This window comes from Micromonospora sp. PLK6-60 (assembly GCF_019890675.1).
Classification (GTDB): domain Bacteria; phylum Actinomycetota; class Actinomycetes; order Mycobacteriales; family Micromonosporaceae; genus Micromonospora.
Window position 1 is genome coordinate 571,393 of the sequence record NZ_JAIOAA010000003.1, and the last position, 26,760, is coordinate 598,152.

Below are 26,760 nucleotides of genomic sequence, written 5' to 3' on the forward strand. Positions count from 1 at the left end.
GGGCCGACTCACGCCGCGACGCCCATCGCCTCGACGGGCCGCACCGGCGAGATCGCGATAGGCTGACCGGGTGGATCGTGCCGAACTGTCCATCACCGTACACCGCACTGGCGATGAGGTTGTCCTTCGCCTCGTCGGTGAGATCGACATGCTCACGGCCGCCCAACTCAGCACCGTCGTCAACGAGGCGCTGGCGGATCCGCCGCCCCGCGTGGTGCTCGACCTGGGCGGGGTCACCTTCTGCGACTCGCAGGGCCTCGGCACCCTCGTCGTGCTCAGCCGCAAGGCCAGCCACGCCCAGAGCCTGCTGGTCCTCAGCAACGTCGGCGACTTCCTCCTCCGGGTCCTGGACATCACCGGCCTGCGCAGCGCCCTGATGATCCGCAACGAGACCGCACCCTGACCCGCTCCCGGTCAGCCGGCGGGCACGTCCCGCCGCCGGAAGCCGGCCAGGCCGGCCAGCGCCAGCAGCAGGGCCAGGGCCGCCAGCACGGCGAGCGGGGTGGCGCTCCAGTCGGGACGCAGCACCTGCGGCGTGTGGGTGAACGGGGAGAGGTCCAGCAGCCACTGGTCCAGCTTCAACACCGGGCCGAGCTGACCGAGCAGCACGACGGCCGCCAGCGCCGCCCAGGCCAGCGGGGCCAGCCGGGGCAGCAGCCCGAACAGCAGCACCGCCAGGCCGGCCAGCACCCAGGCCGCGGGTAGCTGCGCCAGGCCGGCCCCGAGCATCCGGGGCAGCTCGCGGGGCACGTCGCCGACGCTGATCCCGTACGCCAGGCCGGTGGCCAGGCCGGTGACCAGCAGCACCACCGCCGGGCCGAGCAGCGCGAACAGCAGGTGGGAGAGCAGCCAGGTGGAACGGTGGGTGCCCGTCGCCAGCAGCGGCTCGGCCCGCCCGGCGGTCTCCTCCGTACGCATCCGCAGCGCCGCCTGGATGCCGTAACCGGCGGCGGCCATCCCGGTCAGCCCCAGGGTCGCCCCGAGGTACGCGTCGGCCAGCCCGGACGCGCCCCCGAGCTGGGCCAGGATCTCCTCCAGCCGCGGGTTGCCCTCGACCGACCGGCCGGCCGCCTCGGCCGCGCCGCCGAGGATCAACCCGAGCAGGCCGAAGCCGACCGACCACCAGAGGATCTGCCCCCGGTGCAGCCGCCAGGCCAGCCCGAACGACCCGGACAGGCCCCGTCCCCCGGTGGCCGGGCCGAGCCGCGAGGGCAGCAGCCCGGCGCCCAGGTCCCGGCGCACCGACAGCGGGTACGCGACGGCCGCCAGCAGCGCCGAGGCGGCGACCGGCAGCGCCAGCACCCACCAGCGGTCCCCCTCGTACGGCCGGACCCGGGGTGCCCAGCCGAGCGGGGAGAGCCAGCTCAGCCACTCCCGGCCGCCGGCGTCCCCGGCGAGCCGCAGCGCGAAGGCCAGCCCGAGCACGCCGATCCCGATCCCCCGCGCGCCACCGGCGCTCTCGGTGAGCTGGGCGGCCAGCCCGCCCAGGGTGGCGAACACGACGCCGGTCAGCGCGGTGGCCAGCCCGTACGCCAGGCTGCCAGCGGCCGGCAGCCCGGCCGCCACCAGGCCGGCGGCGGTGAGCAGGCCGAGCAGCAGGCTGGCCGCGTACGTCACGAGCAGGGCGGCGGTGAGGCCGGCGTACCGGCCGAGCACGTTGCCGGCGAGCAGTTCCCGCCGCCCGGCCTCCTCCTCGGTGCGGGTGTGCCGGACGACGGTGAGCAGGGCGGCCAGCGCGACGATCGCCAGCAGGAAGCCGCCCCGCTGGGCGGTCAGCGCGCCGACGCTCTCCCCGTACAGCGGGCCGAGCAGCGCGACGATCGACGGGTTCCGCCCGGTGCCGGTGGCGTACGCGGCCCGCTCGGCGGCGGTCGGAAAGAGCTCGAAGAAGCTGGTCGCGTACGTCATCGGCAGCACCGCGAGGACCAGCACCCAGAGCGGCAGCAGGATCCGGTCCCGGCGCAGGATCAGCCGGGTCAGGTGGCGGGTGCCGGTCAGCGTGCTCATCGGGTCGCCTCCGCCGGCTCGCCGGTCGACTCGTAGTGCCGCAGGAAGAGCTCCTCCAGCGTGGGCGGCTGGCTGACCAGGCTGCGTACGCCCAGCTCGGTGAGGCGGCGCAGCGCGGCGTCCAGGGCCGCGGTGTCGACGTCGAAGCGCACCCGCTGCCCCTGCACCCGCAGGTCGTGCACGCCGGGCAGGTCGCCGAGACCGTCCACCGCGCCGGTGAGCTCGGCGTCGATCGCGGTCCGGTGCAGGTGGCGCAGCTCGGTCAGGGTGCCGCTCTCCACCGCCCGGCCGTTGCGGATGATCGTCACCCGGTCGCAGAGCGCCTCCACCTCGGCCAGGATGTGGCTGGAGAGCAGCACGGTGCGGCCGTCCCGCTTGGCCCGGCCGACCCAGTGCTGGAAGACCTCCTCCATCAGCGGGTCCAGGCCCGAGGTCGGCTCGTCGAGGATGAGCAGCTCGACGTCGGAGGCGAGGGCGGCGACCAGGCCGACCTTCTGCCGGTTGCCCTTGGAGTAGGTGCGGCCCTTCTTGCGCGGGTCCAGCTCGAAGGAGTCCAGCAGCTCGGCCCGGCGCTTCGGGTCGAGGCCGCCGCGCATCCGGCCGAGCAGGTCGATCACCTCACCGCCGGAGAGGTTGGGCCAGAGGGTCACGTCACCCGGCACGTACGCCAGCCGGCGGTGCAGCGGCACCGCGTCCCGCCAGGGGTCGCCGCCGAGCAGCCGGACGGTCCCCGCGTCCGCCCGCAGCAGGCCGAGCAGCACCCGGATGGTGGTGGACTTGCCGGAGCCGTTGGGGCCCAGGAAGCCGTGCACCTCGCCGGCGCGGACGGTCAGGTCGAGCCCGTCCAGTGCCCTGATCCGGCCGAAGGTCTTGACCAGGCCGGCCACCGCAATGGGAGTTTCCATACATCAGAAGCTACGCTTGTTTCACAAACTTGTGAAGACAGTGTTGTGTGAGGCACGATCGGGTTCCGGACCGGCGCGCAGAGGAGTTCCGACACATGACCGAGGCCACCCGTCCCAGCCGGAACGAGGAGGAGGTCCACCTCTTCGTCGAACGGATGGCGATGGCGTTCGCCGACGTCGGCTTCCCCCGGATGGCCGCCCGGGTGCTGTTCACCGTGATGAGCGCGGACGAGCCGTTGACCGCCGCCGAGATCGGCGAACGCCTCGGGGTCAGTGCCGCCGCGGTCTCCGGCGCGGTGCGCTACCTCACCCAGTTCGGCATGCTGGTCCGGGAGCCGGTCAAGGGCTCCCGCCGGGACCGCTACCGGGTGCCGGACAACCCGTGGTACGAGGCCACCATCACCAAGACCGGCCTCTACAAGAACTTCATCGACATCGCCGCGGCCGGGGTGAGCGCGCTGGACGGCACCGGCCCGGGCCGCGAGCGGGTGGCCGAGATGCGGGACTTCTTCGTCTTCGTCCAGGAGGAACTGGACTCCCTCGGCGAGCGCTGGCGCGCCCGCCGCGCGACTCGCTAGGGAGTGGACCCCCAGCGGGCCTGCTCCAGCAGCTCGACCGCCCGGTCGGCGCCGTCCGGGTCACCCGAGCGCAGCAGCGCGGTGGCCTCGTCCACCGCGTCGGTGAGGGTGCGCCACTGCGTCTCACGCTCGCGGACCAGATCCGACTGCATCGCCAACTGCCGGCTCTTCACCCACAGCTCGACGAAGACGGAGACCTTGGCCCGCAGCACCCACGGGTCGAAGGGCTTGGTCAGGTAGTCGACGGCGCCCACCGCGTACCCGCGCAGCGCGAGCTGGGCGTCCCGGTCGGCGGCGGTGAGGAAGATGATCGGCACGTGCCGGGTCCGCTCCCGGCGCTTGATGTGGCTCGCGGTCTCGAAGCCGTCCATGTCCGGCATCTGCGCGTCCAGCAGGATCACCGCGAAGTCGTCGACGAGCAACTGCTTCAGCGCCGCCTCACCGCTCTCCACGGCCACCGACTGCACGGGCAGCCCCTGGAGGATCGCCTCCAGGGCCATCAGGTTCTCCCGGCGGTCGTCCACCAGCAGCGCCTTCGCGGTCTGCGTCACGAATGCTCCTCGCCTCGGGCGCCGCGGATCCAGGACGACATCAGCTCGATCAGCTCGTCCAGGTCCACCGGCTTGGTGATGTAGTCGCTGCCACCGGCCGCGAGCGCGGACTCGCGGTCGCCGGGCATCGCCTTCGCGGTGAGGAAGACGATCGGCAGGTCGGCGAAGCGGTGGTTGCGCCGGATCTGCCGGGTGGTCTCGTAGCCGTCCTGGTCCGGCATCATCGCGTCCATCAACACGATGTCCACCTCCGGATGCTCGGCCAGCAGGCGAACGCCGTCCGCCCCGTTGTCCGAGTACAACACGGTCATACCGTGCAGTTCCAATGCGGAGGTCAGCGCGAACACGTTCCGCACGTCGTCGTCCACGATCAGCACGGTCGCCCCGTCGAGCTGCCGGGTGGCCGGCGCCTCCGGCCGCTCGTGCAGCAGCTCCACCGGCGGCATCAGCAACGACGACGGCAGACCGGCCCGCTGCGGGGACGGCGGCTGCGGCGCCACCACCGCGTCCGGGGCCAACACGTCGGGTACGAACAGGGTGAACGTCGAGCCCTGGCCGGGTTCGGAGGTGACCGCGATCGTGCCGCCGAGGAGGCGGGCCAGGTCCCGGCTGATGGACAGCCCCAGCCCGGTGCCCCCGTACCGGCGGCTGGTGGTGCCGTCGGCCTGCTGGAACGCCTCGAAGATCAGCGACAGCTTGTCGTCGGAGATGCCGATACCGGTGTCGATCACGGTGAACGCGATGACCTGCCGGGCGTTGATCAGCGCCGGCACGTCGAAGACCGCGTGCGGCGGTGCCGGCGCGATCCGCAGGGTCACCGCGCCCTGGTCGGTGAACTTCACCGCGTTGGAGAGCAGGTTGCGCAGGATCTGCTGCAACCGCTGCGCGTCGGTGACCAACGCCGGCGGCAGCTCCGGGGCCAGCCGTACCTGAAGGTCCAGGCCCTTCTCCTCGGCCTGCGGGACGAACGCCTGCTCGACGTAGCCGCGGATCTCGTCGAACCGCACGTCGGTCGGCTCGACGTCCATCCGGCCGGCCTCGATCTTGGACAGGTCCAGGATGTCGTCGATCAGGGAGAGCAGGTCCGAGCCGGCGCCGTGGATGGTCCGGGCGAACTCGATCTGCTTCGGCGTGAGGTTGCGCTCCGAGTTCTCGGCCAGCAGCCGGGCCAGCAGCAGCAGCGAGTTCAGCGGCGTACGCAGCTCGTGGCTCATGTTGGCCAGGAACTCCGACTTGTACGCCGAGGCCCGGGTGAGCTGCTGGGCCTTCTCCTCCAGGCCGAGCCGGGCCAGCTCGATCTCCCGGTTCTTGGTCTCGATGTTGCCCTTCTGCTCGGAGAGCAGTTGGGCCTTGTCCTCCAGCTCGGCGTTGGTGCGCTGCAACTCGGCCGACTGCTCCTGCAACTCGTGCGCGAGCCGCTGCGACTGGGCCAGCAGTTCCTCGGTGCGCCGGTTGGCCTGGATGGTGTTGACCGCGACGCCGATGGTCAGCACCAGCCGCTCCAGGAAGGACAGGTGCAGCTCGGAGAAGGTGGCCACCCCGGCGAACTCGATCACGCCGAGCAGCTCCCCCTCGAAGAGCACCGGCAGCACCACCAGGTCCGCCGGGGGCGTCTCGGCCAGCCCGGAGCGCAGCACCAGCCGGCCGTCCGGCTGGGCCTTGACCCGGATGGTCCGGCGGGAGAGCGCGGCCTGCCCGACCAGCCCCTCACCCGGCCCGAACGTGACGTCGTGGCCGCGGGCCACGTACCCGTAGGAGGCGGTGAGCCGCAGCCGCACGCTGCCGTCGGAGCTGTCCGCCAGGAAGAACGCGCCGAGCTGCGCGTCGACCAGCGGGGTCACCTCCATCATGATCATGCGGCACACCTCGCCCAGGTCCCGCTGGCCCTGGAGCAGGCCGCCGATGCGGGCCAGGTTGGAGTCCAGCCAGCCCTGCTCGGCGTTCTTCTTTGTCGTCTCCCGGAGGGTGACGATCATCTGGTTGATGTTGTCCTTCAGCTCGGCGACCTCGCCCTGCGCCTTCACCGCGATCCGCTGGGTCAGGTCGCCCCGGGTCACCGAGGTGGACACCTGGGAGATCGCGCGCAGCTGGGTGGTCAGCGTCGAGGCGAGCTGGTTGACGTTCTCGGTGAGGTCCCGCCAGGTGCCGGAGACCCCCTTCACCTGGGCCTGACCGCCCAGCTTGCCCTCGATGCCGACCTCGCGGGCCACCCGGGTCACCTCGTCGGCGAACGACGAGAGCTGGTCGACCATCGTGTTGACGGTGTTCTTCAGCTCCAGGATCTCGCCCTGCGCGTCCACGGTGATCTTCTGGCTCAGGTCACCCTTGGCCACCGCCGTGGTCACCGAGGCGATGTTGCGCACCTGCGACGTCAGGTTCGACGCCATCGAGTTCACGTTGCCGGTCAGGTCCCGCCAGGTGCCCGAGACCCCCTTCACCTGGGCCTGACCGCCCAGCTTGCCCTCCGTACCCACCTCGCGGGCCACCCGGGTCACCTCGTCGGCGAACGACGACAGCTGGTCGACCATCGTGTTCACCGTCGACTTCAGCTCCAGGATCTCGCCCCGGGCATCCACCGTGATCTTCTGCGACAGGTCACCCTTGGCCACCGCGGTGGAGACCTGCGCGATGTTGCGCACCTGGGCGGTCAGGTTCGAGGCCATCGAGTTGACGTTGTCGGTCAGGTCGCGCCAGGTGCCGGCCACGCCGCGCACCTGGGCCTGGCCGCCGAGCTTGCCCTCCGTACCCACCTCGCGGGCCACCCGGGTCACCTCGTCGGCGAACGACGACAACTGGTCGACCATCGTGTTCACCGTCGACTTCAGCTCCAGGATCTCGCCCCGGGCATCCACCGTGATCTTCTGCGACAGGTCACCCTTGGCCACCGCCGTGGTCACCGAGGCGATGTTGCGCACCTGCGACGTCAGGTTCGACGCCATCGAGTTCACGTTGTCGGTGAGGTCCCGCCAGGTGCCGGAGACCCCCTTCACCTGGGCCTGACCGCCCAGCTTGCCCTCGGTGCCCACCTCGCGGGCCACCCGGGTCACCTCGTCGGCGAACGACGAGAGCTGGTCCACCATCGTGTTGACGGTGTTCTTCAGCTCCAGGATCTCGCCCTGCGCGTCCACGGTGATCTTCTGGCTCAGGTCACCCTTCGCCACGGCGGTGGAGACCTGGGAGATGTTGCGTACCTGGCTGGTCAGGTTGCCGGCGAGCTGGTTGACGTTCTCGGTGAGGTCGCGCCAGGTGCCGGACACCCCGCGGACCTGGGCCTGACCGCCCAGCTTGCCCTCGATGCCCACCTCGCGGGCCACCCGGGTCACCTCGTCGGCGAACGACGAGAGCTGGTCGACCATCGTGTTGACGGTGTCCTTCAGCTCCAGGATCTCACCCTGCGCGGCCACCGTGATCTTCTGCGACAGGTCACCCCGGGCGACCGCCGTGGAGACCTGCGCGATGTTGCGCACCTGGGCGGTCAGGTTCGACGCCATCGAGTTGACGCTGTCGGTCAGGTCCTTCCAGGTGCCGGCCACGTTCGGCACGTCCGCCTGGCCGCCCAGCTTGCCCTCGGTGCCCACCTCGCGGGCCACCCGGGTGACCTGCTCGGCGAAGAGGCGCAGGGTGTCGGTAAGCGAGTTCATCGTGTCGGCCAGCTCGGCGACCTCGCCCCGGGCGCCCACGGTGATCTTCTGGCTCAGGTCGCCCCGGGCCACCGCCGTCGCCACCTGCGAGATCGACCGCACCTGGCCGGTCAGGTTCGACGCCATGGTGTTCACCGAGTCGGTGAGGTCCTTCCAGGTGCCGGCCACCCCGCGCACGTCCGCCTGACCGCCCAGCTTGCCCTCGGTGCCCACCTCCCGGGCCACCCGGGTCACCTCGTTGGAGAAGGAGGAGAGCTGCCCGACCATGGTGTTCACGGTGCGGCCGATGCGCAGGTACTCACCGCGCAGCGGGCGACCGTCGATCTCCAGCGCCATGTGCTGGGAGAGGTCGCCGTCGGCGACCGCCACGATCACCCGGGCGATCTCGGTGGTCGGCCGGCCCAGGTCGTCGATCAGCGAGTTGATCGCCCGCTGCCCCTCCGCCCACGCGCCCTCCAGCCCCTCCTCGTCGAGGCGTTCGGTCAGCCGGCCGTCCCGACCCACGATCCGGCTGATCCGGCGCAGGTCGAGGTGCTGCCGCTCCTGGAGCGCGACCACCTCGTTAAAGGCGTCCGCGACCTCCCCGGCCGCGCCCGCCCGGCGCGGCAACCGGACCTTCAGGTCGCCACCGCGCACCCGGCGCAGGGCCTGCGCCAACTCCGCGAGCATCACCTCGTGGTCTGAAGCGGACGAATCCGCGGCTACCGAATGTTTCGCCGTGGTCATCATTCCTCGCTCAGCTCGGGGCTCCCGGGTCGGGCCAGACCGCAGGCCATCCCATCATTGTGCCCGCGCCCGCGTCCATGCCAGGCCGGCCGCCGGCTCGCCACGCCCGGCGGGTCGCCCGTCCGCCCTGCTCACCGGGACCGCGCCGGCGCTCGCCGGCCCGCCGCACGGCGGGGCCGGCGAGGTGCGACATGCCGCACTTTGGGCCATCACCTGGCCGTGATAGCCCAACATGCCGCAGGCGGGGACACGCGCGGCGGCGGCACGCCGGGCCCGCCGACCGGCCGGCGCGGGCGGGTTGGCACCGGGCGGGCGACGGTGGAGGATACGGGGATGCCAGCGGAGCCGGGGGCCGCGCAGAGGAACGGCCCGGAGGAGCACGTGCGGCGCGTCCGCCTCCCCGCCGACCGGCGTACGCCCGCCGCCGCGCGCGCCCTGGTCCGCTCCGTGCTGACCGAGGCGCACCTCGACGAGCTGCTCAACGAGGCGCTGCTGCTCACCACCGAGCTGTCCACCAACGCGGTCGAGCACGCCCGGACCGAGCTGGACATCGAGGTCCTCGCGGACGGCGTCGGGCTGACCGTCACGGTCAGTGACTTCGCCGGTGGGCCGGTGGAGGAGCTGGTCGTCGGGGTGCGCAACGACTCCGCCGAGATCGGCGAGGTGGCCGAGCGCGGCCGGGGGCTGCTCCTGGTCGACCACTTCGCCAGCCGCTGGGGGACCACGTACCAGCCGACCGGCAAGGGGGTGTGGTTCCGACTCGACCGGTCCGACCCCCGCCCGGCCGACACCGTGGCGCATTTCCGGCCCGGGAGCGGGAACGGCGGGCAGGTGGAGAGCTCGACGCCCAGCGCGGCCGCGATGCACGAGCTGATGCAGGCCAGCCCCGACCCGTACGCCGACGATCCGCTGCCCGACTTCGCCGCCGACCTGCTCGGTCGGCTCGCCGAGATGGTGGGCGCGGCCGGTGGCACGGTCCGGCTGGACCGGGGCGACGGGCAGGGCACCCAGACGCTGGCCCGGTACGGCCGGCAGCCCCGCCCCGGCAACGAGCTGCTCCGGGTCCGGCTGGCCGTGCACCGGCCGTACGCCGGCGAGCTGGAGCTGGACGCGGCGCCGAGCGCGTACGCGCAGCCGCTCGCCATGCTGGTCGGCGAGCGGCTCTCCCTGCACCTGGAGAACGACCGGCTGCGCCGGGCGGACGTCCGGCGGCAGGCCTGGCTCACCTTCCTGGCCGAGGCCAGCGAGCTGCTGGCCCAGTCGCTGGACGTCGAGCTGACCATGGCGCTCATCCCGCAGCTGGTGGTGCCCCGGCTCGGGCAGTGGTGCGCGGTGCACACCACCGACGAGTGGGGCCGGCTCAAGCTCGCCGCGGCCACCCACGCCGACGAGTCGGTGCTGCCCCAGCTGGACCAGGCGTTGCGCGCCACCGGCCCGGACTCGGTGCACGCCCGGCTGCGGGAGGCGTCCCGCAGCGCCGCCCAGATGCCGCTGGGCGCGCCGATGGAGGGCTTCGCCGTCCCGCTGATCGCCCGCGGCCAGCGGCTCGGCACCCTCGCGGTGGGCCGGCACCAGCGGCACCGGCACGACCCGGACGAGATCGCCGTGCTGGAGGACGTGGCCCGCCGCGCCGCGCTGGCCATCGAGAACGCCCGGATCCACGCCGAGCGCCGGCGGGTCGCGCAGACCCTGCAGAAGTCCCTGCTGCCGCCGGTGCTGCCGGTGATCGAGGGGATCGGCTTCGCCGCCGAGTACGTGCCGACCGGCGACGACGCCGAGGTCGGCGGCGACTTCTACGACGTGCTGCCGCTGCCGGACGGCCGGTGGCTGGTGGTGATCGGTGACGTCTCCGGCAAGGGCGTGCAGGCGGCGGCCGTCACCGGGCTGGTCCGGGACGTGATCCGGGTGCTGGCCGGCGACGGCAAGCCGCTGCCCGAGGTGCTCACCCGGCTCAACGAGACCCTGGTGGAACGCGGTGGCGGGCGCTACTGCACGCTGGCGCTGGCGGCGGTCGCCCCCGGCGAGGGCGACCAGCTCGACGTCTCGCTGCACCTGGCCGGCCACGACCGGCCGGTGCTGCTGCGCGGCGGGGGTGGCGCGGCCTTCACCGGCACCGGCGGCACCGCGCTCGGCCTGCTCGACTCGATCGCCACCCCGACCCTCGACTTCCCGCTCGACCCGGGCGACGCGCTGGTGTTCTATACCGACGGGGTGACCGAGCGGCGGCGCGGCCGGGAGCTGTTCGGCACCGACCGGCTGCGCGACGCCGCCGCCCCGCTGGCCGGATATTCCGCCGACGTGATCGCCGCCCGGCTCCGGGCCACCGCGATCAACTTCTCGGTGGAGGCGCCCCGGGACGACATCGCGGTGCTGGTGCTGCGCAACGACGCGCTCTGAGAGCAGTCACCCGACTCGCCGGGTGACTGCCCTGACGGGCATGTTCAGCCTCCCTCACGGGCATGTTCAGCCTCGCGGAGACCGCCGACCCCGGGCGGTCCAGGACAGGGCCTGGCTACAGGCCGCCCGGCAGCCGCCCGGGGGCCAACCGGCGGTGCGGGTCGAGGTGCTCCTTCGCGGCGCGCAGCCGGGGGATCACCGCCGCCTCGCCCCACACGTCGACGGCCTGCCGGACCGCCGGCGGCGCCGAGAGCACCACGCACCGGCCCCGGCGGGCCAGCAGCACCCCCCGCACGGCGGCGAGGATCGCGCCGACCCGCTCGGCGGGCAGCGAACCGGGCAGGGCCGCGTGCACCACGCCCAGGCCGGCCGAGCCACGCACCGGGACGGGCCCGCCGGCGGCGTCGCGGAGCGCGTAGACCGCGGCGTGCAGGTCGCCGATCGGCACCTCGACCCGCAGCGCGGTGTCGCCCGGGGCGAACGGGTAGCGCCGCCACCAGTCCGGGGCCGAGTGGGCCACGGTCGCGTCCCCCTCGACCAGGGCGACCAGCCGCTCGGCGCGCTCGGTGACCTCGGCCGGGCCGCCCTCCAGGAGCACGGCCAGCGTGCCGGCGCCGCCCCGGGCGGCGGCCGGGTCCCGCCGCCGGCCGGCCGCCGACGGGTGGTTGGCCATCGCGGCGGCGCGGGACGGGTGCACCGGTCGCCGGGCCCGGGAGCCGGCCGTGGGGAGATCCAGCTCGATCGCCGCCGGGTCGAGGCGGGCGGCGAGGACCGCCCGGACCAGGTCGTGCACCTCCAGCGGCGTCCACACCGGACGGGACACCCAGACCCGGCTGGCCGGCAGGGCCTGCACCCGCAGGGTGGCCGAGACGAGCACCCCCAGCCCGCCCTGGGAACCGCAGAGCAGCCGGCCCAGCTCCAGCCCGACCGGTGGCGCGCCGCCGGTCGCCTCGGCCGCGCCGGCCCCGACCAGCTCGCCGTCGGCGTTCAGCCAGCGCAGGCCGACCAGTTGCTCGCAGGCGGTGCCGTGCCGCAGCCGCAACGGGCCGGCCTCGTCGGCGGCGAGCACCCCGCCCAGGGTGGCGCCCGGCGACGGCGGGTCGAGCGGGAGCCGCCGGCCGGTGCGCTCCAGGGCGGACTGCACCGCGCGCAGCGGCGTGCCGGCGCCGATCTCGGTCACCGGCGAGCCGGTGGACTGGTGCCCGAGCCCGGCGAGCCGGCCGGTGTCGAGCATGATGTCGACCCGGGCCGGCGCCGCACCCCAGTCGATCTTGGTGCCGGCGCCCCGGGGCACCACGGTCAGGTCGTGCCGGGCGGCCAGCCGCAACACCTCGGCCGCGGCGGCGGGCGCGCCGGGCACCGCCACCCAGCGCGCGGACCGGCCGGCGACCTCGTCGGCCGCCCCGGCGAAGCGGGCGAACGGCGGGCCACAGATCTCGGTCAACTTTCGGGTGATCTCCATCGCGCCGGTCGAACTCGCTGCAGCCGCCATGGCGGCTATCGTACACATGTTCGAACGAAACGTGGCGGCGGCCGACGCTGGATCGGCGGCGGCGGGCGGCCGGTAACGTGGCGCCGTGACCACCGAGACTCCCGACCACGCCGGCCCGGCGCCGGTCGCCAGGCGCGTCCCCACCGAGCGCACCCACCACGGCGACACGGTCGTCGACGAGTACGCCTGGCTCGCCGCCAAGGACGACCCGGCGACCATCGCCCACCTCACCGCCGAGAACGCGTACACCGAGGCCCGCACCGCGCACCTGGCGGCGCTGCGCGAGGAGCTGTTCGAGGAGACCCGGCGGCGCACCCAGGAGACGGACCTCTCGGTGCCCACCCGCAAGGGCGGCCACTGGTACTACACCCGCACGGTCGAGGGCCAGCAGTACGGCGTGCACTGCCGCCGGGCGGTCCGCGACGGCGAGACGGACCCGCCGATGAGCACCGACGGCGCGCCCCTCGACGGCGAGGAGGTGCTGCTCGACGGCAACCTGCTCGCCGAGGGCCACGACTTCTTCGCGCTCGGCGCGTTCGACGTCAGCCCCGACGGCCGCTGGCTGGCATACTCCACCGACTTCACCGGCGACGAGCGGTTCACCCTGCGGATCAAGGACCTGAGCACCGGTGAGCTGCTCCCCGACGAGGTGCCCGACTCCTTCTACGGCACCGCCTGGTCCACCGACGCGTCGGTGCTCTGCTATGTCACCGTCGACGAGACGTGGCGCCCCAACCGGGTGTGGCGGCACACCGTGGGCACCCCGTCGAGCGAGGACGTGGTGGTCCACGCCGAGGACGACGAGCGGTTCTGGGTCGGCGTCGAGCTGACCCGCTCCGAGCGGTTCATCCTCATCGACATCCACAGCAAGATCACCAGCGAGGTCCGGGTCATCCCGGCCGGCAACCCCACCGGCGAACCCGCGGTGATCGCCCCGCGCCGGCAGGGCGTCGAGTACGCGGTGGAGCACCACGGCCACCGCTTCCTGATCCTGCACAACGACGGCGCCGAGGACTTCGCCCTGGCCTGGACCTCGGCCGACGCGCCGGGCGAATGGGTGCCGCTGATCGCGCACTCCCCCGGCACCCGGCTGGAGGCCGTCGACGCGTTCGAGAACTACCTGGTCGTCTCCCTGCGCGCCAACGGGCTGACCGGGCTGCGGGTGCTGCCTGTCGGCGGCGGCGACGGCTGGGACATCGACTTCCCCGAGCCGATCTACAGCGTCGGGCTGGACGCCAACCCGGAATACCGCACCGGCTCGGTCCGGCTGCGCTACACCTCGCTGGTCACCCCCGACTCCGTCTACGACTACGACCTGGTCACCCGGGAGCTGGTGCTGCGCCGGCAGCGGCCGGTCCGCCCCGGGCCGGACGGTCGACCGTACGACCCGGCCGACTACGAGCAGCACCGGGACTGGGCCGTCGCCGACGACGGCACCCGGGTGCCCATCTCGCTGGTCTGCCGCCGGGGCACCCCGCGCGACGGCACCGCCCCCGCCGTCCTCTACGGCTACGGCTCGTACGAGGCAAGCATGGACCCCTGGTTCTCCATCGCCCGGCTGTCGCTGCTGGACCGGGGCGTCGTTTTCGCCGTCGCGCACATCCGCGGCGGCGGCGAGCTGGGCCGGCGCTGGTACGACCAGGGCAAGCTGCTGGCCAAGAAGAACACCTTCACCGACTTCGTGGCCTGCGCCCGGCACCTGGTCAAGGCCGGCTGGACGGCGAGCGACCGGCTGGTCGCCCGGGGCGCGTCGGCCGGCGGCCTGCTGATGGGCGCGGTGGCCAACCTGGCCCCCGACGCGTTCGCCGGGATCGTCGCGCAGGTGCCCTTCGTGGACGCCCTCACCACGATCCTCGACCCGTCGCTGCCGCTGACCGTCACCGAATGGGAGGAGTGGGGCAACCCGCTCGACGACCCCGAGGTGTACGCGTACATGAAGTCGTACACGCCGTACGAGAACGTGACGGCCGTCGACTACCCGGCCATCCTCGCGGTGACCAGCCTGAACGACACCCGGGTGCTCTACCACGAGCCGGCCAAGTGGATCGCCCGGCTGCGCGCCGTCGCGCCGCAGGGCGACTACCTGCTCAAGACCGAGATGGGCGCCGGCCACGGCGGCCCCAGCGGCCGCTACGACGCCTGGCGCGAGGAAGCCTTCATCAACGCCTGGACCCTCGACCGGGTGTAAGGAAGGGCCCCCTGTTAACGCATTTTGTATAGCAGGGGGCCCCTGTTAACACCCCGGGGCGTTGAGCGCCGAGGCCAGCACCGCCGGCTCGACGTTGCCACCGGAGACCACCGCGACCGTACGTCCCGGCGGCAGCTCCCCCGCGTGGAACAACCGGGCGGCCAGCGCCACCGCGCCACTCGGCTCGGCCACCAGCCGTGCCTCGCGGGCCAACCGACCCATCGCCGCGGCGATCTCCTCCTCGCCGACGGTGACGATGCGGTCGAGCCGTTCCCGCAGGTGGGCGAGGGTGAGCTCGGACAGGTTGGTGCGCAGCCCGTCGGCGCTGGTCCGGTAGGTCCGCGCCACGTCCCAGACCACCACCTCGCCGGCGGCCAGCGACTCGCGGGCATCGGCGGCCAGCGCCGGCTCCACCCCGATCACCACCGCCGACGGGCGCAGGGCGGCGACCGCCGTGGCCACCCCGGAGGAGAGGCCGCCGCCACCGACCGGCACCAGCACCACGTCCACGTCCGGCAGGTCCGCGACGATCTCCAGCCCCACCGTCCCCTGCCCGGCGATGATCCGCCGGTCGTCGAAGGGCGGCACCAGCGTCGCCCCGGTCGCCGCGACGACCCGCTCCGCCTCGGCCAGTCGCCGGGCCGGCGGCACCAGCCGTACCTCGGCGCCCAGCGCCCGCATCCGGTCCACCTTGACCCGCGGCGCGCCCTCCGGCACCACCACCGTGCACGGCACGCCGAAGGTCCGGGCCGCGTACGCCAGGGCCTGGCCGTGGTTGCCCGAGGAGTGGGTGACCACGCCCCGGGACCGGGCCGCCGGGTCGAGCCGGGCCACCGCGTGGGTCGCGCCGCGCAACTTGAACGACCCCACCGGTTGCAGGCTCTCCGGCTTGAGCCACAGGCCGTCGTCCCACGGCGCCGGCACGAGCGGGGTACGCACCACCGCGCCGGCGAGGTCGGCGGCGGCGGCTCGGACGTCGGCGATCGAGACCAGCTCCATCGGCCCATCCTGCCCCGCCCGACCCCGGTCGGCCCGTCCCGGTCGGCCCGTCCCGGTCGGTGCGGGGCGGGCGACGTCTCGGGCCGGGCGGGCAGCGCACGGGCGGACAACGCACGGGCGGACAACGCACGGGCGGACAACGCACGGGCGGACAGCACTCGGGCGGACAACGCACGGGCGGACAACGCACGGGCGGACAGCACTCGGGCGGACAACGCACGGGCGGGCAGCACTCGATCCTGGAAAGAGTGGCCTTCGCGAGGCCCGAAGGGGCCTATTTCCTGGATCGAGCACGATCTTGCCGGGGCGGCGCACGAGCTGGCACCTAGACTGCCCGGGTGAGCGACGCCGGCGACGAGGAGCGGGCCGAGGCACCCGTACCCCCGACCGGAGCGGCCCGGCGCGGGCCCGCCTGGGTGATCCTCGCGATTGTCGCCGCCGCCCTGCTGGTCTGCTGCTGCTCCGCCGTCATCGGGCTGGCGGTCTCGTGGTCGGCCGGCCTCTTCCACCCCGGCTGAGCCGACGCCGAGGTGTTAAGAGGGGGCCCCTGCTATACCGAATGCGTTAACAGGGGGCCCCTCCTTACCCCCGGACCAGGGCGGCGGCCTCACCGGTGCGGACCATCCGCTGCCAGCGCAACCGGTTCCCGATCACCGCGGTGACCACCGACTGCACCACCACGAGGTACATCACCTGGCGGTAGACGACCTGCTGGAACGGCAGCGTCCAGAGCGGACCGAGGCGTTCCCGGTCCAGCCGCAGCGCGTACGCGGCGGTGCCGCCCTGGAGCAGAAGCAGGCCCAGCCACGCCAGCACCAGCTTCGACCAGGGCAGGAAGATCAGGCCGTACAGGGCGAACACGTCCACGGCCGGCGCGGCCAGCGGCAACACGATCTGGAACAGCGTCAGGTACGGCAGGCCGCGCCGGCCCAGCTTGCCGCCACCGCCCGCCTCCCGGAGCGAGTGGCGGTGCTTCCACATCGCCTGCAAGGTGCCGTAGCACCAGCGGTAGCGCTGCCGCCAGAGCTGGCGCAGCGAGGAGGGGGCCTCCGTCCAGGCGATCGCCCGCTCCTCGTACGTCACCCGCCACCCGGCCCGGAGCACCTTCATCGTCAGGTCGGTGTCCTCGGCGAGGGTGTCCGACGGGACCCCGCCGACATCGAGCAGCACGCGGCGGCGGAATGCCCCGATCGCGCCGGGGATGGTGGGCATGCACCGCAGCACGTCGTACATCCGGCGGTCGAGGTTGAAGCCGATCACGTACTCCAGGTGCTGCCAGCGACCGAGCAGCCGCCGCCGGTTCGCCACCTTGGTGTTGCCGGAGATCGCGCCCACCCGCGGGTCGGCGAAGCCCTGCACCAGGTGGTGGATGGTGTCCGGCTGGAACACGGTGTCGCCGTCCACCAGCACCAGCAGCTCGGCCCGGGCCGCCCGGATGCCGGTGTTCAGCGCGGCCGGCTTGCCGGCGTTGGCCTGCCGGATGACCCGCACCCCGCGCAGCCGCAGCCGTGCCACGATGTCGGCGGTGCCGTCGCTGGACCCGTCGTCCACCACGATGACCTCCAGCGCCGGGTACGCGCTGGCCACCAGGGACCGTACGGTCGCGGCGATGTTCGCCGCCTCGTTGTACGCCGGCACGATCACCGACACCGGGACGCTCACCGCCGGGCCGGGGCGCCGGGTCCGGCGTACCCGGCGGACGTGCAGCTGGGCGCAGACCACCTGCACCGCGAGCCGGGCCAGGCCGAGCGCCAGCGCCACGCCGAGCAGGGCGTTCATCGCGGCGGCCAGCCACCCGGCGCCGAGCTGCGCCCCGCGCAACGCGGCCCCGCTCAGCGTCGTGGTGAGCCCGGCCGACACCGTCGACCCGGGGGCGGCGATCGCCTCCGACACGGTGGTGAAGCGGTAGCCCGTCTTGGTCAGCCGGGGCAGCAGCTGGTCGAGCGCGGCCACCGTCTGGCTCCGGTCGCCGCCGCCGTCGTGCATCAGGACCACCGCGCCCCGGCCGCCCTGCGGGGTGGCGGAACGCAGGATCGCCGGCACCCCGGGGCGCTGCCAGTCCTTCGTGTCCCGGTCGGCGAGCACGGCCACGTGGCCGCTGCCCGCGGCGGCGCGCAACACGTCGTACTGCCGGCCGGTCAGCGACCGGGTGGTGGAGGTGAACGGCGGCCGCAGCAGGGTCACCTCCCGCCCGGTGGCGGCGGCGATCGCCTTGCGGGTCAGCGACAGCTCCAACTCGGTCCGCCAGGCCGAGGCGGCGCTCAGGTCGGCATGGGTGAAGGAGTGGGAGCCGATCTCGTGGCCCTCGGCGAGGATCCGCCGGGCCAGCTCCGGATGTTCGTTGACCCGGGCGCCGACCAGGAAGAAGGTGGCGTGCGCGCGGTGCCGGCGTAGCACGTCGAGGACCTGGGGCGTCCAGCGTGGGTCCGGCCCGTCGTCGAAGGTCAGCGCCACCGTCCGGTCCGGCACCGAGCGGACCAGCGGCTTGGTCTGGTCCAGCCGGAGCACCGGGCCACCACCGGTGACCTGCCGCGGGGCCGGCGAGGAGGCCGCGGCGGACGGGCCCGAGCCGCCGGCGACGCCGGTCACCATCGCGTTCAGGCTGAGCGCGGCGAGCAGGACGGCCAGGCCGAGCAGGAGCAGGAGCCAGTGTGCCCGGGGATCGCGTCGGGCGGCGTGCAGCGCCATCGTCAGGGCTTGCCCGGGGACTTGCTCGGCCGGGTGCTGTTCCTCCGCTCCACACCCTGGCCACGGTGGGTGGGCTGGGGAGTCGGCGTGACGGTGGTGCCGGACGGTTGTCCGGTGGCGGTCGGCGACGGGCGGGTGGCCGTCGGCGCGGCGCTGGTCACCGGCGCGGCCGTGCTGGTCACCGCGGACGGGAGGGGGCGCCGGCTGGGCGGCTGGGCAGCCTCGTCCAGGCGGTCGCCGACGCCGGCCTTGATCGGGGACTGCCCCTTGCCCGGGTCGGACCAGCCGGGCAGGGACACCGCCGAGTCCCAGAAGAGCCCGGCGGCGATCAGCCCCACGCTGGTGAGCAGGCCGAGACCAAGAACAGTCCCGGCGATCATGGTGAGCCGGCGACGCCGGCCGGTTCGGTCGACGAAGACCGGCGGCGCACCGCCCGGCTGGTTCCGCATCTGGTGCACTCCCGCTGTCGCGCTGGGCGGGGGCGCTCCGCCTCCGCCGCCGGGCCCGCCGGGCGGGCCCTCGCAGGCAACAGCGTGCCGGCCGTCGGCAGCGTTACGCCCAGATCCGTCCCCGTCCGCTCGTCCAGCAGGTCCGGCGGTGGCCGGGGCGAGGCGGGATCGCAGCAGGTCGGCCGGTGACCGGGGCCCAGGCGGGAGCGCGGTGACCGGGCCCAGGCGGGACCGCGGCAGATCCGGCGGTGACCGGCCTCAGGCGGGACGGCGGCAGGTTCGGCGGTGACCGCCAGGCGGACCTCGGCAGGTCAGGCGGTGACCGGGCCCCAGGCGGGGGCGCGGCAGATCCGGCGGCGACCGGGATCCAGCCGGGACCACGGCAGGTTCGGCGGCGACCGCCAGGCGGACCTCGGCAGGTCAGGCGGTCGCCGGGGTCCAGGCGGGGTCGCGGCCGGTCCGGCCGAGCAGGCGGTCCAGGTCGGTGGCGCCGGCGTCGGTGGGCACCGGCGCGCCGAACGCGCCCATCCGCTGCCCCATCTCGCCCATCCGGTCCATGAAGCCGTGCCCGGTCGCGACCACGCCCGCCGGGGCGTCCATCCGCTGACCGGTGGCCCGGGCCAGGTCCCAGCCGTGCACGGTGAGGTCCACCAGCAACATGTCGCCGACGGTGACCTGCGGCAGGCCCATCCCCGGGGAGTCACCCTCCAGGGCCGCCGGATCCGACCACGCCTCGATCACCCGGTCCACCTCGATCGCGAACCGGTCCCGCCAGCCCTCGGTCAGGTGGTCCTCCTTGCCGGACCAGTCGGCCGCCTCCCGGCGGGCCAGGCCCTGGAAGTTCACCGCCACGTCGTACAGGTGGTTCAGCAGATCCCGCACGGTGTAGTCCGGGCACGGCGTGGGAAGGCCGAGCTGGTCGTCGGTGACACCCCGGACCACGGCCACCGTCCGTGGTGCGATCTCGGTAAGCAGCTCACTAGTCTTCGTGCTCATAGGGCCAGCGTACGAAGGTGGTCTTGAACAAATGCGACAACGACCGCGTGGTGACGATCGGGGCATTCTCGACCCCGCCGGGCTGCGGCGCCGGGTCCGGTTCCGGCGGCGACTGCCGGCGGCGGCGCTGCGACCGTACGTGGAGCACTACTGGCTGATCGACTGGGCGCTGACCGAGCCGCACGAGCAGCGGCTGGTGCCGCACCCGGCGGTGAACGTGGTGTTCCACGGCAACGACGACGCGCCGGAGACCGCCGAGGTCTCCGGCGTCGCCACCCAGCTCTTCTCGATCACGTTGGACGGGGTGGGACGGGCCACCGGCGTGCAGTTCCGCCCGGGCGGGTTCCGGCCGTTCTGGCGGCGGCCGGTCGCCGAGCTGACCGGGCACCGGCGGCCGCTCGCCACCCTCGGGCTCCCCGTCCCACCCGGCCGGCTCGGCGCGGGCACCGACGACGAGCGCTGCCGCCGCCTGGACGACCTGCTGGCCGGCTGGTCACCGGCCCCCGACCCGGTGACCGCCGAGGTGGTCGCGCTGGCCGAGGAGATCCGCACCGACCGGGAGGTGCTGCGGGTCGACGACCTCGCCCGGCGGCACGGGCTCTCCACCCGGCAGCTGCAACGTCTCTTCCTGGAGCACGTCGGGATCGGTCCGAAGTGGGTGATCCGCCGCTACCGGCTCCAGGAGGCGATCGAGCGGGCCGCCGCCGGGCCGCTCGACTGGGCCGCCCTCGCCGCCGACCTGGGCTACGCCGACCAGGCCCACCTGGCTCGGGAGTTCCGCTCGGTCACCGGCGTCTCCCCGACGGCGTACGCCCGGTCGCTGACCTGACGGGCGGCTGCCCGGCCCCTGGGCTGAGGGGCGGGTGCCCGGTCGCTGCCGGACGGCGGGTGCCTGGTCGCTGCCGGACGGCGGGTGCCTGGTCGCTGCCGGACGGCGGGTGCCTGGTCGCTGCCGGACGGCGTTAACAGGGGGCCCCGCCTATACAGAATGCGTTAACAGGGGGCCCCTCCTTACACCCGGCGCAGGGCGACCACCGCGACGTCGTCGTGGATCTGCGGCGGCGCCAGCTCCACCAGCAGCCGTTCGCAGAACCGGTCCAGGTCGTCGTCGACCCGCTCGGCGCAGGTGGCCAGCGCGGCCAGGCCCTCGTCGATGGTGGCGTCCCGCCGTTCGATCAGCCCGTCGGTGTAGAGCACCAGCGTCGCGCCGGCCGGCAGCACGAACTCCAGGTCGGCCGGCCGGTCGGCGCGGACCCCGAGCAGCGGGGCGTAGTGCTGCACGAACTCGGTCCGGCCGTCGACGCTGATCAGCGCGGGCAGGTGACCGGCGCTGGCCAGCCGCACCCGGCCGGACGGCGGGTGCATCAGCAGCACGCAGATGGTCGCCAACTCGTTGGGGAGCAGGGTACGCATCAGCTCGTTTACCCGCTCCAGGATCATCCCCGGCTGGTGCCCCTCCACCGCGTACGCCCGGACGGCGTGCCGCAGCTCGGCCATCACGGTCGCCGCGTGCAGCGAGTGGCCGGCCACGTCGCCGATCGCCATCAGCAGGTGCCCGTCGAGCATCACCAGCTCGTAGAAGTCGCCACCCACCTCAGTCTGCGCGCTCGCCGGCTCGTAGCGCACCGCGAGGTCCAGCCCGGCGATCTCCGGGATCCGCCGGGGCAGCAGGCTGCGTTGCAGGGTGACCGCGATCCGGTGCTCCTCGTCGAAGGAGCGCTGCGCCTCCACCGCCGAGGCCACCGCCTGGGCGAGCTGGACCAGCACCGGGGTGCGCCGGGTCTGGGTCTGCGAGGGCACCACCACGTACAGCGGCGCCCGGTCCTCCCGCAGCCGGGCGGCGGCCACGGTCACCGTGTCCCCGGCCGGCCAGTCGACCAGCCCCCAGTTGCCGGGCTGGTCGACGCGGACGGTGGGGCCGGTCGGCACCCCGGTGTCGTCGACGATCCACTCGACGATCCGGGCCGGCTCCCCCGGGCCGTCGGCCACCCCGGCGATGCAGTCGCCGTCGAAGGTCTCCGCCACCACCGCGGCCGGCGCCTTGAAGATCTGCGCGGCACCGGCGGCGGCGGCCTCCAGCAGCCGGGCGAAGTTCGGTGCCGAGTGCACCGCCACGGTGGTGTCGGCCAGGCCGGTCAGCCGTTCGGCGAGCCACTCGGCCCGCTGCCGGGCCTGGTAGTAACGCAGCACCGCGTGCGCGGTGGCGACCAGTTCCTCCGGCTCGATCGGCTCGGCGAGGTACGCGTCCGCGCCCCGGGTCAGTCCCTGCGCCCGGTCCACCACGTCCACCGCGTGCGCGGAGACGTGGATCACCGGGATGGCGGGGTGGGCGATCTTGATCCGCTCACAGACCTCGAAGCCGCTCAGGTCCGGCAGCCGCACGTCGAGCACCACCAGGTCGACGGGCTCCTGGTCGACCCGTGCCAGCGCGGCGCCGCCCGTCTCCGCCTCGACCACCCGGAAGCCGGCCCGGGTGAGCCAGCTGACCAGCAGGTAGCGCTTGGTGCGGCTGTCGTCGACGACCAGCACGGTGCCGCCGGTGGAGACCTCCTGCGTCATGTCCGGTCCACGGGCAGGTCGACGGTGAACGTGCTGCCCCGGCCCGGCTCGCTGGCCAGCTGCAGGTTGCCGCCGAGCAGGGTGACCAGCCGCCGCGCGTACGGCAGGCCGAGGCCGGTGCCGCCGACCCGGCTGGTCCCGGGCACCTGGTAGAACTCCTCGAAGATCCGCTCGTGCAGCTCGGGCGGGATGCCCACGCCGGTGTCGGCGACGGTCAGCCGCCACCGGTCGCCGACCCGCCGTGCCTGCATCCGGACCTCTCCCCGCTCGGTGAACTTGAGCCCGTTGTGCAGCAGGTTACGCAGCACCTGCGCCAACAGCACCTCGTCCGACCGGACGATCGCGGGCGTCGGCGGCTCCTCCACGACGAGGGTGACCTCGGGCCGGGCGCTGAGCGCGCGCAGCGTCCCGCGCAACTGCCCGAAGACGACCCGCAGGTCGACGTCGGCCCAGTCCGGCTCGATCCGGCCGGACTCGGCCTTCGCCAGGTCGAGCAGGTCGTTGACCAGGGTGAGCAGGTCGGCCGCCGCGGAGCGGATCAGCTCGACCTGCTGGGACTGCTCGGGGGTGAGCGGGTCGGAGGCGGAGTCGGTGAGCAGCCGCCCCAGCCCGATGATCGCGGTGACCGGGGCCCGCAGCTCGTGCGAGACGTTGGCCAGGAACCGGCTCTTCGACTCGCTGGCGGCGCGGAGCTGGGCGGACTTCTCGTCCAGCTCGGCGTAGAGGGCGACCACGCCCCGGTTGGTCTCCTCCAGTTCCTCGGAGAGCTGGCCGTAGAGCGCCATCACGCCCCGGTTGGTCTCCTCCAGCTCGGCGTTGAGCACGGCCAGCTCGTCCCGCTGGCTGCGTACCTCGTCCAGGGCGGCGATCAGCTGGGCGTTCTGCTCGGCCAACTCGTCCAGGGCGCTGCCCGGGGCGCTGGTGCCGAGCGCCGCGCGCAGCTCGGTCAGCCGGTCCGGGGTCAGCGCCTGTGCGTTGGCGGGCACTCGTCGGGACATCCTGACGACCGTATCCCCCCCGACCTGGACCGCGCTCAGCGTGTCGACCAGGCGGGCCACCGCGCCGGACGCCGGTTCGTACCGGTCGCCGGGCAGGGGGCGGGCGGGGGCCAGGTCGACCCAGAGCACGAACCGGCCGTCGGTGGCGTCGAGTTCGGTGCGGAACGTGACGTCGGCGCCGCCCACCGCGTGCAGCAGGTCCCGGGCCACCTCGCTGAGCGCGGTGGCGATGCGGACCTGGTCCTGGTGTTCCAGGCCGACGGCGGCGGCCACCTCCCGGCCCCGCTGACGGATCAGGAAGATGTCCTGCTCCACCCGCAGCGCCATCCGCAGCAGCGGCTCCGGTTCGACCGCGCCGGTCACGGCTGGGCCCTTGCCACCAGTACGCCGGCGTCGTCGCGGCGGGTGCCGGCGTCCCGCAGCAGGGTGGCCGCGATCACCAGCGGCGACCGGCCGCCGAGGCCCGGGTAGTCGGCCAGCTCCCAGCGGTCCACCACCCCGTCGCTGTGCATCACCAGCGTCGCCGCCGGCCCGAACGGGTATTCGTACTCGCGGACGACCGGCCGCTGGTGCCCGGCGATGCCCGGCAGCGAGACCAGGCCCCGGCGTCGCTCGCCCTCGGCGACGACGGCGGCGGCGATGTTGCCCAGCCCGGCGTAGCGCAGCACACCGGCCGGCGCGTCCAGCTCGGCGACGGCCAGCGCGGCGCCCCGGGTGTGCGACATCGCCCGGTGCAGGTGCTGCACCACCGCGCCGGGCGGGACGGCCGGCGCGGCGCGGAAGGCGGCGGTGGCGGCCTCGGTGGCCACCGCGGCCAGCGGGCCGTGCCCGAGCCCGTCGCAGACCAGCACCTGGTGACGTCCGTCGGCGACCCGGACCGCCCACCCGTCGCCGCTGGTCTGCTCGCCGGTGATCGGGCGGGTCAGCCCGGCCGCCCAGGAGGGTTGTGGCAGCGGGCCCGACCAGATCTGCACGGCGAGCGCGGTGCCCCGGCCCGGTCGTGAGTAGCCGTCGAACCAGCTGGCCTGGCGGGTGATGGCGCCGAGGCCGATGCCGAGGGTGCCGACGGTGGAGTGCCCGTCCCGGGAGGACAGGGTCAGGTCGGCCATTCCCGGCCCGCTGTCGATGGCGACCAGCTCCACGCCCGCCCGGCCGGCGCGGCGCGCCGGACGGACCAGCACCGCACCCTCCCGGGCGTGCTTCACCAGGTTGCTGGTCAGCTCGGCGGCCACGATGGCCAGGTCGCCCACCCGCTGCTCGCCGAGCTCGAGCTGCCCGCCCAGGCGTTCGGCGGCCCGCCGTACGCCGCTGACCGCGCTGCCCCCCTCCACCCGGAACCAGAGCCCGGCGTCGGGGACCAGGTCCCGGCTCATCGCGACCATTTGGTGACCGTGATCGTGGTGCCCTCGCCCACGCCGGTCCGGATGTCGAACTCGTCGACCAGCCGGCGGGCGCCGCTGAGCCCCAGGCCCAGCCCCCCGCCGGTCGTGTACCCGTCGGTGAGTGCCAGCTCCAGGTCGGCGATGCCCGGCCCGGAGTCGGCGAAGACGATGCGCACCCCGCGCCGCCGGTCGTTCTGCACCGTCGACACCTCGACCGTGCCCCCGCCGCCGTAGACCAGGGTGTTGCGGGCCAGCTCGCTCGCCGCGGTGACCAGCTTGGTCTGGTCCACCAGGGAGAGCTTCGCGGCCACCGCGACCGTACGGACCAGCTGGCGGACCCGCACCACGTCCTCGTCGCTGCGGATCGCCTGGGTACGCGGGGCCCCCAGGTCGACTCCCGCGGTCATGCCGTGGCCGTCGTCTCGGCGTCCGCGTCGTCACCGTCCGGCTCGTACGCGTCCTCGTCGCGGCTGGCCGCGATCAGCTCCATGCCGCGCTCCACGTTCAGCGCGGTGCGGATGCCGTTGAGCGACAGGCCCAGCTCGACCAGGGTGATGGCGACGGCGGGACGCATCCCGACCACGACCGTCTCGGCGTCGAGCACCTTGGAGATCGAGGCGATGGTGGACAGCATCCGCCCGACGAACGAGTCGACGATGTCCAGCGCGGTGATGTCGATCAGCACGCCGTGGCAGCCGGTCGCCACGATCCGCTCGGCCAGGTCGTCCTGGAGCTGGATCGCGGTCTGGTCGGACATGTCGACCTGGATGGAGACCAGCAGCACGTCGCCGATCTTCAGGATCGGAACCCGTTCCATCTAGAGCTCCCGGCGGGACTGGCGGCGGGGCGTCTCCAGCCCGGTGAGCCGCAGCACGTGGCGCAGCGCGTCGGCCAGGCTCGCCTTGGTGGCGATGTCACCGAACTCGATGCCGAGGGCGACGATCGTCTGGGCGATCTGCGGGCGGATGCCGGAGATGATGCAGTCCGCGCCCATCAGCCGGGCGGCCACCACCGTCTTGAGGATGTGCTGGGCGACCTGGGTGTCGACGGCCGGCACGCCGGTGATGTCGATGATCGCGTACGGCGATCCGGTGTCCACCAGGGTCTGCAGCAGCCGCTCCATCACCACCTGGGCGCGGGCCGAGTCGAGCGTGCCGACCAGCGGGACGGCGACCACGCCCTCCCAGAGCTTGACCACCGGGGTGGAGAGCTCGAGCAGCTGCTCGGCCTGGTCGGCGATCAGGCTCTCCCGGGCACGCACGTAGGTCTCGAAGGTGAACAGGCCCATCTGGTCGACGAACGAGGAGAAGGCGACGAAGTCGCGCAGCGCGCCGTCGCCCTGCCGGATCTCCAGCAGCTCCAGCAGGACGTCCTTCAGGGTGAAGACGCTGGCGGCGGTCTCGGTGGCGGAGAAGCCCTGCCGGGCCCGCCCCTGGGACAGCTCGGCGAGCACGGCGCGCAGCTCGGCGGCGGCCTCCGCGTCCAGGTCGGTAAGCCCGCTCTCGCCGGCGGTGATCATGCTAGCGTGAAGCTCCATCACCTGCCGCCGCAGCTCGGCCTGGCTCAGCCGCCCGCGCAGCGAGGTCGCCACCAGCTCGGTCCAGCGTTGCACGACCTGATCGGTGTGCTCGGCGAGCAGACCCGCGAGCCGGCCGCTCTCTTCCGCGCTCAGCGCCATGTTTCCTCCCTCGACCCGAACCGGCCGGACTCTATCACCGGGGTTCCAGCAACTGCTTGCCACGTAGCAATGGAATGGGAACGGGCACCCGTACCGGCTCCCGTTCTGCGCATCCCGCCCTCGGTGGGATACCGTTCCACCGATAACAGGAGGTCGGCGAATGTCCTTGACGGTGCACACGGAACAACGCGGCGACGTCGTCGTCGTGGCGGTCGCGGGCGAGCTGGACATGGCGACGGCGCCCCAGCTGCAGGACCAGATCACGGACCTGCTGGACAAGGGCCGCAGCCGCCTCGTGTTCGACCTGTCCGAGGTCTCGTTCTGCGACTCGACCGGCCTGTCCGTCTTCGTCCGCGCCAAGAACAGCTGCGACGAGGCCGGCGGCGTGGTGCGGCTGGCCGCCCCGCAGCGTGGCGTGCTGCGCATCCTCGAGGTCAGCGGCCTCGTCGAGGTGCTGCACACCTACCCGACAGTGGATGAGGCCGTCGCGGGCGATCCCACCCCGGCCTCCTCCTGACCCCCACGC

At 73.7% G+C, this 26,760-nt stretch carries 22 protein-coding genes; 7 read left to right on the plus strand and 15 right to left on the minus strand.

Translation table 11 applies throughout. The features are described from left to right. Positions 1–70 precede the first annotated feature (70 nt). Positions 71–403 carry an STAS domain-containing protein gene (locus K7640_RS08960; protein WP_222954231.1) on the plus strand — a complete coding sequence of 111 codons (333 nt, stop codon included), beginning with the start codon at positions 71–73 and terminating at the stop codon, positions 401–403. 11 nt (positions 404–414) lie between these two features. On the opposite strand, the gene K7640_RS08965 is transcribed toward K7640_RS08960, so the two are convergent. Continuing rightward, entirely contained in the window at positions 415–2,007 is a 1,593-nt protein-coding gene (locus tag K7640_RS08965; protein WP_222954232.1) for an ABC transporter permease, read from the minus strand. After that, a complete protein-coding gene (locus K7640_RS08970; RefSeq protein WP_222954233.1) occupies positions 2,004–2,912 on the minus strand; it encodes an ABC transporter ATP-binding protein in 909 nt (302 codons plus the stop codon). The genes K7640_RS08965 and K7640_RS08970 overlap by 4 nt, the downstream gene beginning before the upstream one ends. A gap of 95 nt (positions 2,913–3,007) precedes the next feature. Between K7640_RS08970 and K7640_RS08975 the strand changes: the two genes are divergently transcribed. Then, a complete protein-coding gene (locus tag K7640_RS08975) occupies positions 3,008–3,490 on the plus strand; it encodes a GbsR/MarR family transcriptional regulator (RefSeq protein ID WP_222954234.1) in 483 nt (160 codons plus the stop codon). On the opposite strand, the gene K7640_RS08980 is transcribed toward K7640_RS08975, so the two are convergent. Continuing rightward, positions 3,487–4,041, minus strand: coding sequence for a two-component system response regulator (locus K7640_RS08980; protein ID WP_222954235.1), 555 nt, complete (start codon positions 4,039–4,041; stop codon positions 3,487–3,489). The genes K7640_RS08975 and K7640_RS08980 overlap by 4 nt on opposite strands. Further along, positions 4,038–8,411 carry a HAMP domain-containing protein gene (locus K7640_RS08985; RefSeq protein ID WP_374198068.1) on the minus strand — a complete coding sequence of 1,458 codons (4,374 nt, stop codon included), beginning with the start codon at positions 8,409–8,411 and terminating at the stop codon, positions 4,038–4,040. The genes K7640_RS08980 and K7640_RS08985 overlap by 4 nt, the downstream gene beginning before the upstream one ends. Before the next feature lie 330 nt (positions 8,412–8,741). Between K7640_RS08985 and K7640_RS08990 the strand changes: the two genes are divergently transcribed. Beyond that, a complete protein-coding gene (locus K7640_RS08990; protein WP_222954237.1) occupies positions 8,742–10,805 on the plus strand; it encodes a SpoIIE family protein phosphatase in 2,064 nt (687 codons plus the stop codon). 115 nt (positions 10,806–10,920) lie between these two features. On the opposite strand, the gene K7640_RS08995 is transcribed toward K7640_RS08990, so the two are convergent. Continuing rightward, positions 10,921–12,297: an FAD-binding oxidoreductase gene (locus K7640_RS08995; RefSeq protein ID WP_222954238.1), complete on the minus strand. Its 1,377-nt coding sequence runs from the start codon at positions 12,295–12,297 to the stop codon at positions 10,921–10,923. Positions 12,298–12,382: 85 nt separating this feature from the next. Between K7640_RS08995 and K7640_RS09000 the strand changes: the two genes are divergently transcribed. Then, a complete protein-coding gene (locus K7640_RS09000; RefSeq protein WP_222954239.1) occupies positions 12,383–14,485 on the plus strand; it encodes a S9 family peptidase in 2,103 nt (700 codons plus the stop codon). A gap of 45 nt (positions 14,486–14,530) precedes the next feature. Here the strand turns inward: K7640_RS09000 and K7640_RS09005 are convergent, their stop codons facing one another. Further along, positions 14,531–15,484 (minus strand): threonine/serine dehydratase, encoded by a 954-nt coding sequence (locus tag K7640_RS09005; RefSeq protein ID WP_222954240.1) that lies wholly within the window; start codon positions 15,482–15,484, stop codon positions 14,531–14,533. 338 nt (positions 15,485–15,822) lie between these two features. Here K7640_RS09005 and K7640_RS09010 point away from each other — a divergent pair, with 338 nt between their 5' ends. Further along, positions 15,823–16,002, plus strand: coding sequence for a hypothetical protein (locus K7640_RS09010; protein ID WP_222954241.1), 180 nt, complete (start codon positions 15,823–15,825; stop codon positions 16,000–16,002). A gap of 64 nt (positions 16,003–16,066) precedes the next feature. Here the strand turns inward: K7640_RS09010 and K7640_RS09015 are convergent, their stop codons facing one another. The 3 genes from K7640_RS09015 to K7640_RS09025 form a co-directional block, all read right to left on the minus strand. After that, the gene (locus K7640_RS09015; RefSeq protein WP_222954242.1) at positions 16,067–18,172 is read right to left on the minus strand and encodes a glycosyltransferase; all 2,106 of its coding nucleotides are present in this window, start codon (positions 18,170–18,172) and stop codon (positions 16,067–16,069) included. Between the two features lie 2 nt (positions 18,173–18,174). After that, complete coding sequence (locus K7640_RS09020) at positions 18,175–18,621, minus strand: hypothetical protein (protein ID WP_222954243.1); 447 nt, start codon at positions 18,619–18,621, stop codon at positions 18,175–18,177. A gap of 420 nt (positions 18,622–19,041) precedes the next feature. Further along, a complete protein-coding gene (locus K7640_RS09025; protein ID WP_222954244.1) occupies positions 19,042–19,617 on the minus strand; it encodes a TIGR03086 family metal-binding protein in 576 nt (191 codons plus the stop codon). Between the two features lie 31 nt (positions 19,618–19,648). Between K7640_RS09025 and K7640_RS09030 the strand changes: the two genes are divergently transcribed. Next, a complete protein-coding gene (locus tag K7640_RS09030) occupies positions 19,649–20,446 on the plus strand; it encodes an AraC family transcriptional regulator (protein ID WP_222954245.1) in 798 nt (265 codons plus the stop codon). A 182-nt stretch (positions 20,447–20,628) separates the two neighbouring features. Here K7640_RS09030 and K7640_RS09035 read toward each other — a convergent pair whose 3' ends face one another. From K7640_RS09035 to K7640_RS09060, 6 genes are read right to left on the minus strand one after another with little or no spacing between them, the layout of a single operon-like run. Next, a complete protein-coding gene (locus tag K7640_RS09035; RefSeq protein WP_222954246.1) occupies positions 20,629–22,176 on the minus strand; it encodes a SpoIIE family protein phosphatase in 1,548 nt (515 codons plus the stop codon). Further along, positions 22,173–23,501, minus strand: a complete 1,329-nt coding sequence (locus K7640_RS09040) for an ATP-binding protein (protein WP_222954365.1) — start codon at positions 23,499–23,501, stop codon at positions 22,173–22,175. Before K7640_RS09040 ends, K7640_RS09035 begins: the two co-directional genes overlap by 4 nt. Positions 23,502–23,533: 32 nt before the next feature. Continuing rightward, the gene (locus K7640_RS09045) at positions 23,534–24,547 is read right to left on the minus strand and encodes a SpoIIE family protein phosphatase (protein ID WP_222954366.1); all 1,014 of its coding nucleotides are present in this window, start codon (positions 24,545–24,547) and stop codon (positions 23,534–23,536) included. Further along, the gene (locus K7640_RS09050; RefSeq protein WP_222954247.1) at positions 24,544–24,963 is read right to left on the minus strand and encodes an ATP-binding protein; all 420 of its coding nucleotides are present in this window, start codon (positions 24,961–24,963) and stop codon (positions 24,544–24,546) included. The genes K7640_RS09045 and K7640_RS09050 overlap by 4 nt, the downstream gene beginning before the upstream one ends. After that, positions 24,960–25,373 (minus strand): STAS domain-containing protein, encoded by a 414-nt coding sequence (locus K7640_RS09055; RefSeq protein WP_222954248.1) that lies wholly within the window; start codon positions 25,371–25,373, stop codon positions 24,960–24,962. Before K7640_RS09055 ends, K7640_RS09050 begins: the two co-directional genes overlap by 4 nt. Continuing rightward, complete coding sequence (locus K7640_RS09060; protein WP_222954249.1) at positions 25,374–26,234, minus strand: STAS domain-containing protein; 861 nt, start codon at positions 26,232–26,234, stop codon at positions 25,374–25,376. 160 nt (positions 26,235–26,394) lie between these two features. Between K7640_RS09060 and K7640_RS09065 the strand changes: the two genes are divergently transcribed. Beyond that, positions 26,395–26,751 carry an STAS domain-containing protein gene (locus tag K7640_RS09065; protein WP_222954250.1) on the plus strand — a complete coding sequence of 119 codons (357 nt, stop codon included), beginning with the start codon at positions 26,395–26,397 and terminating at the stop codon, positions 26,749–26,751. Positions 26,752–26,760: the final 9 nt, after the last annotated feature.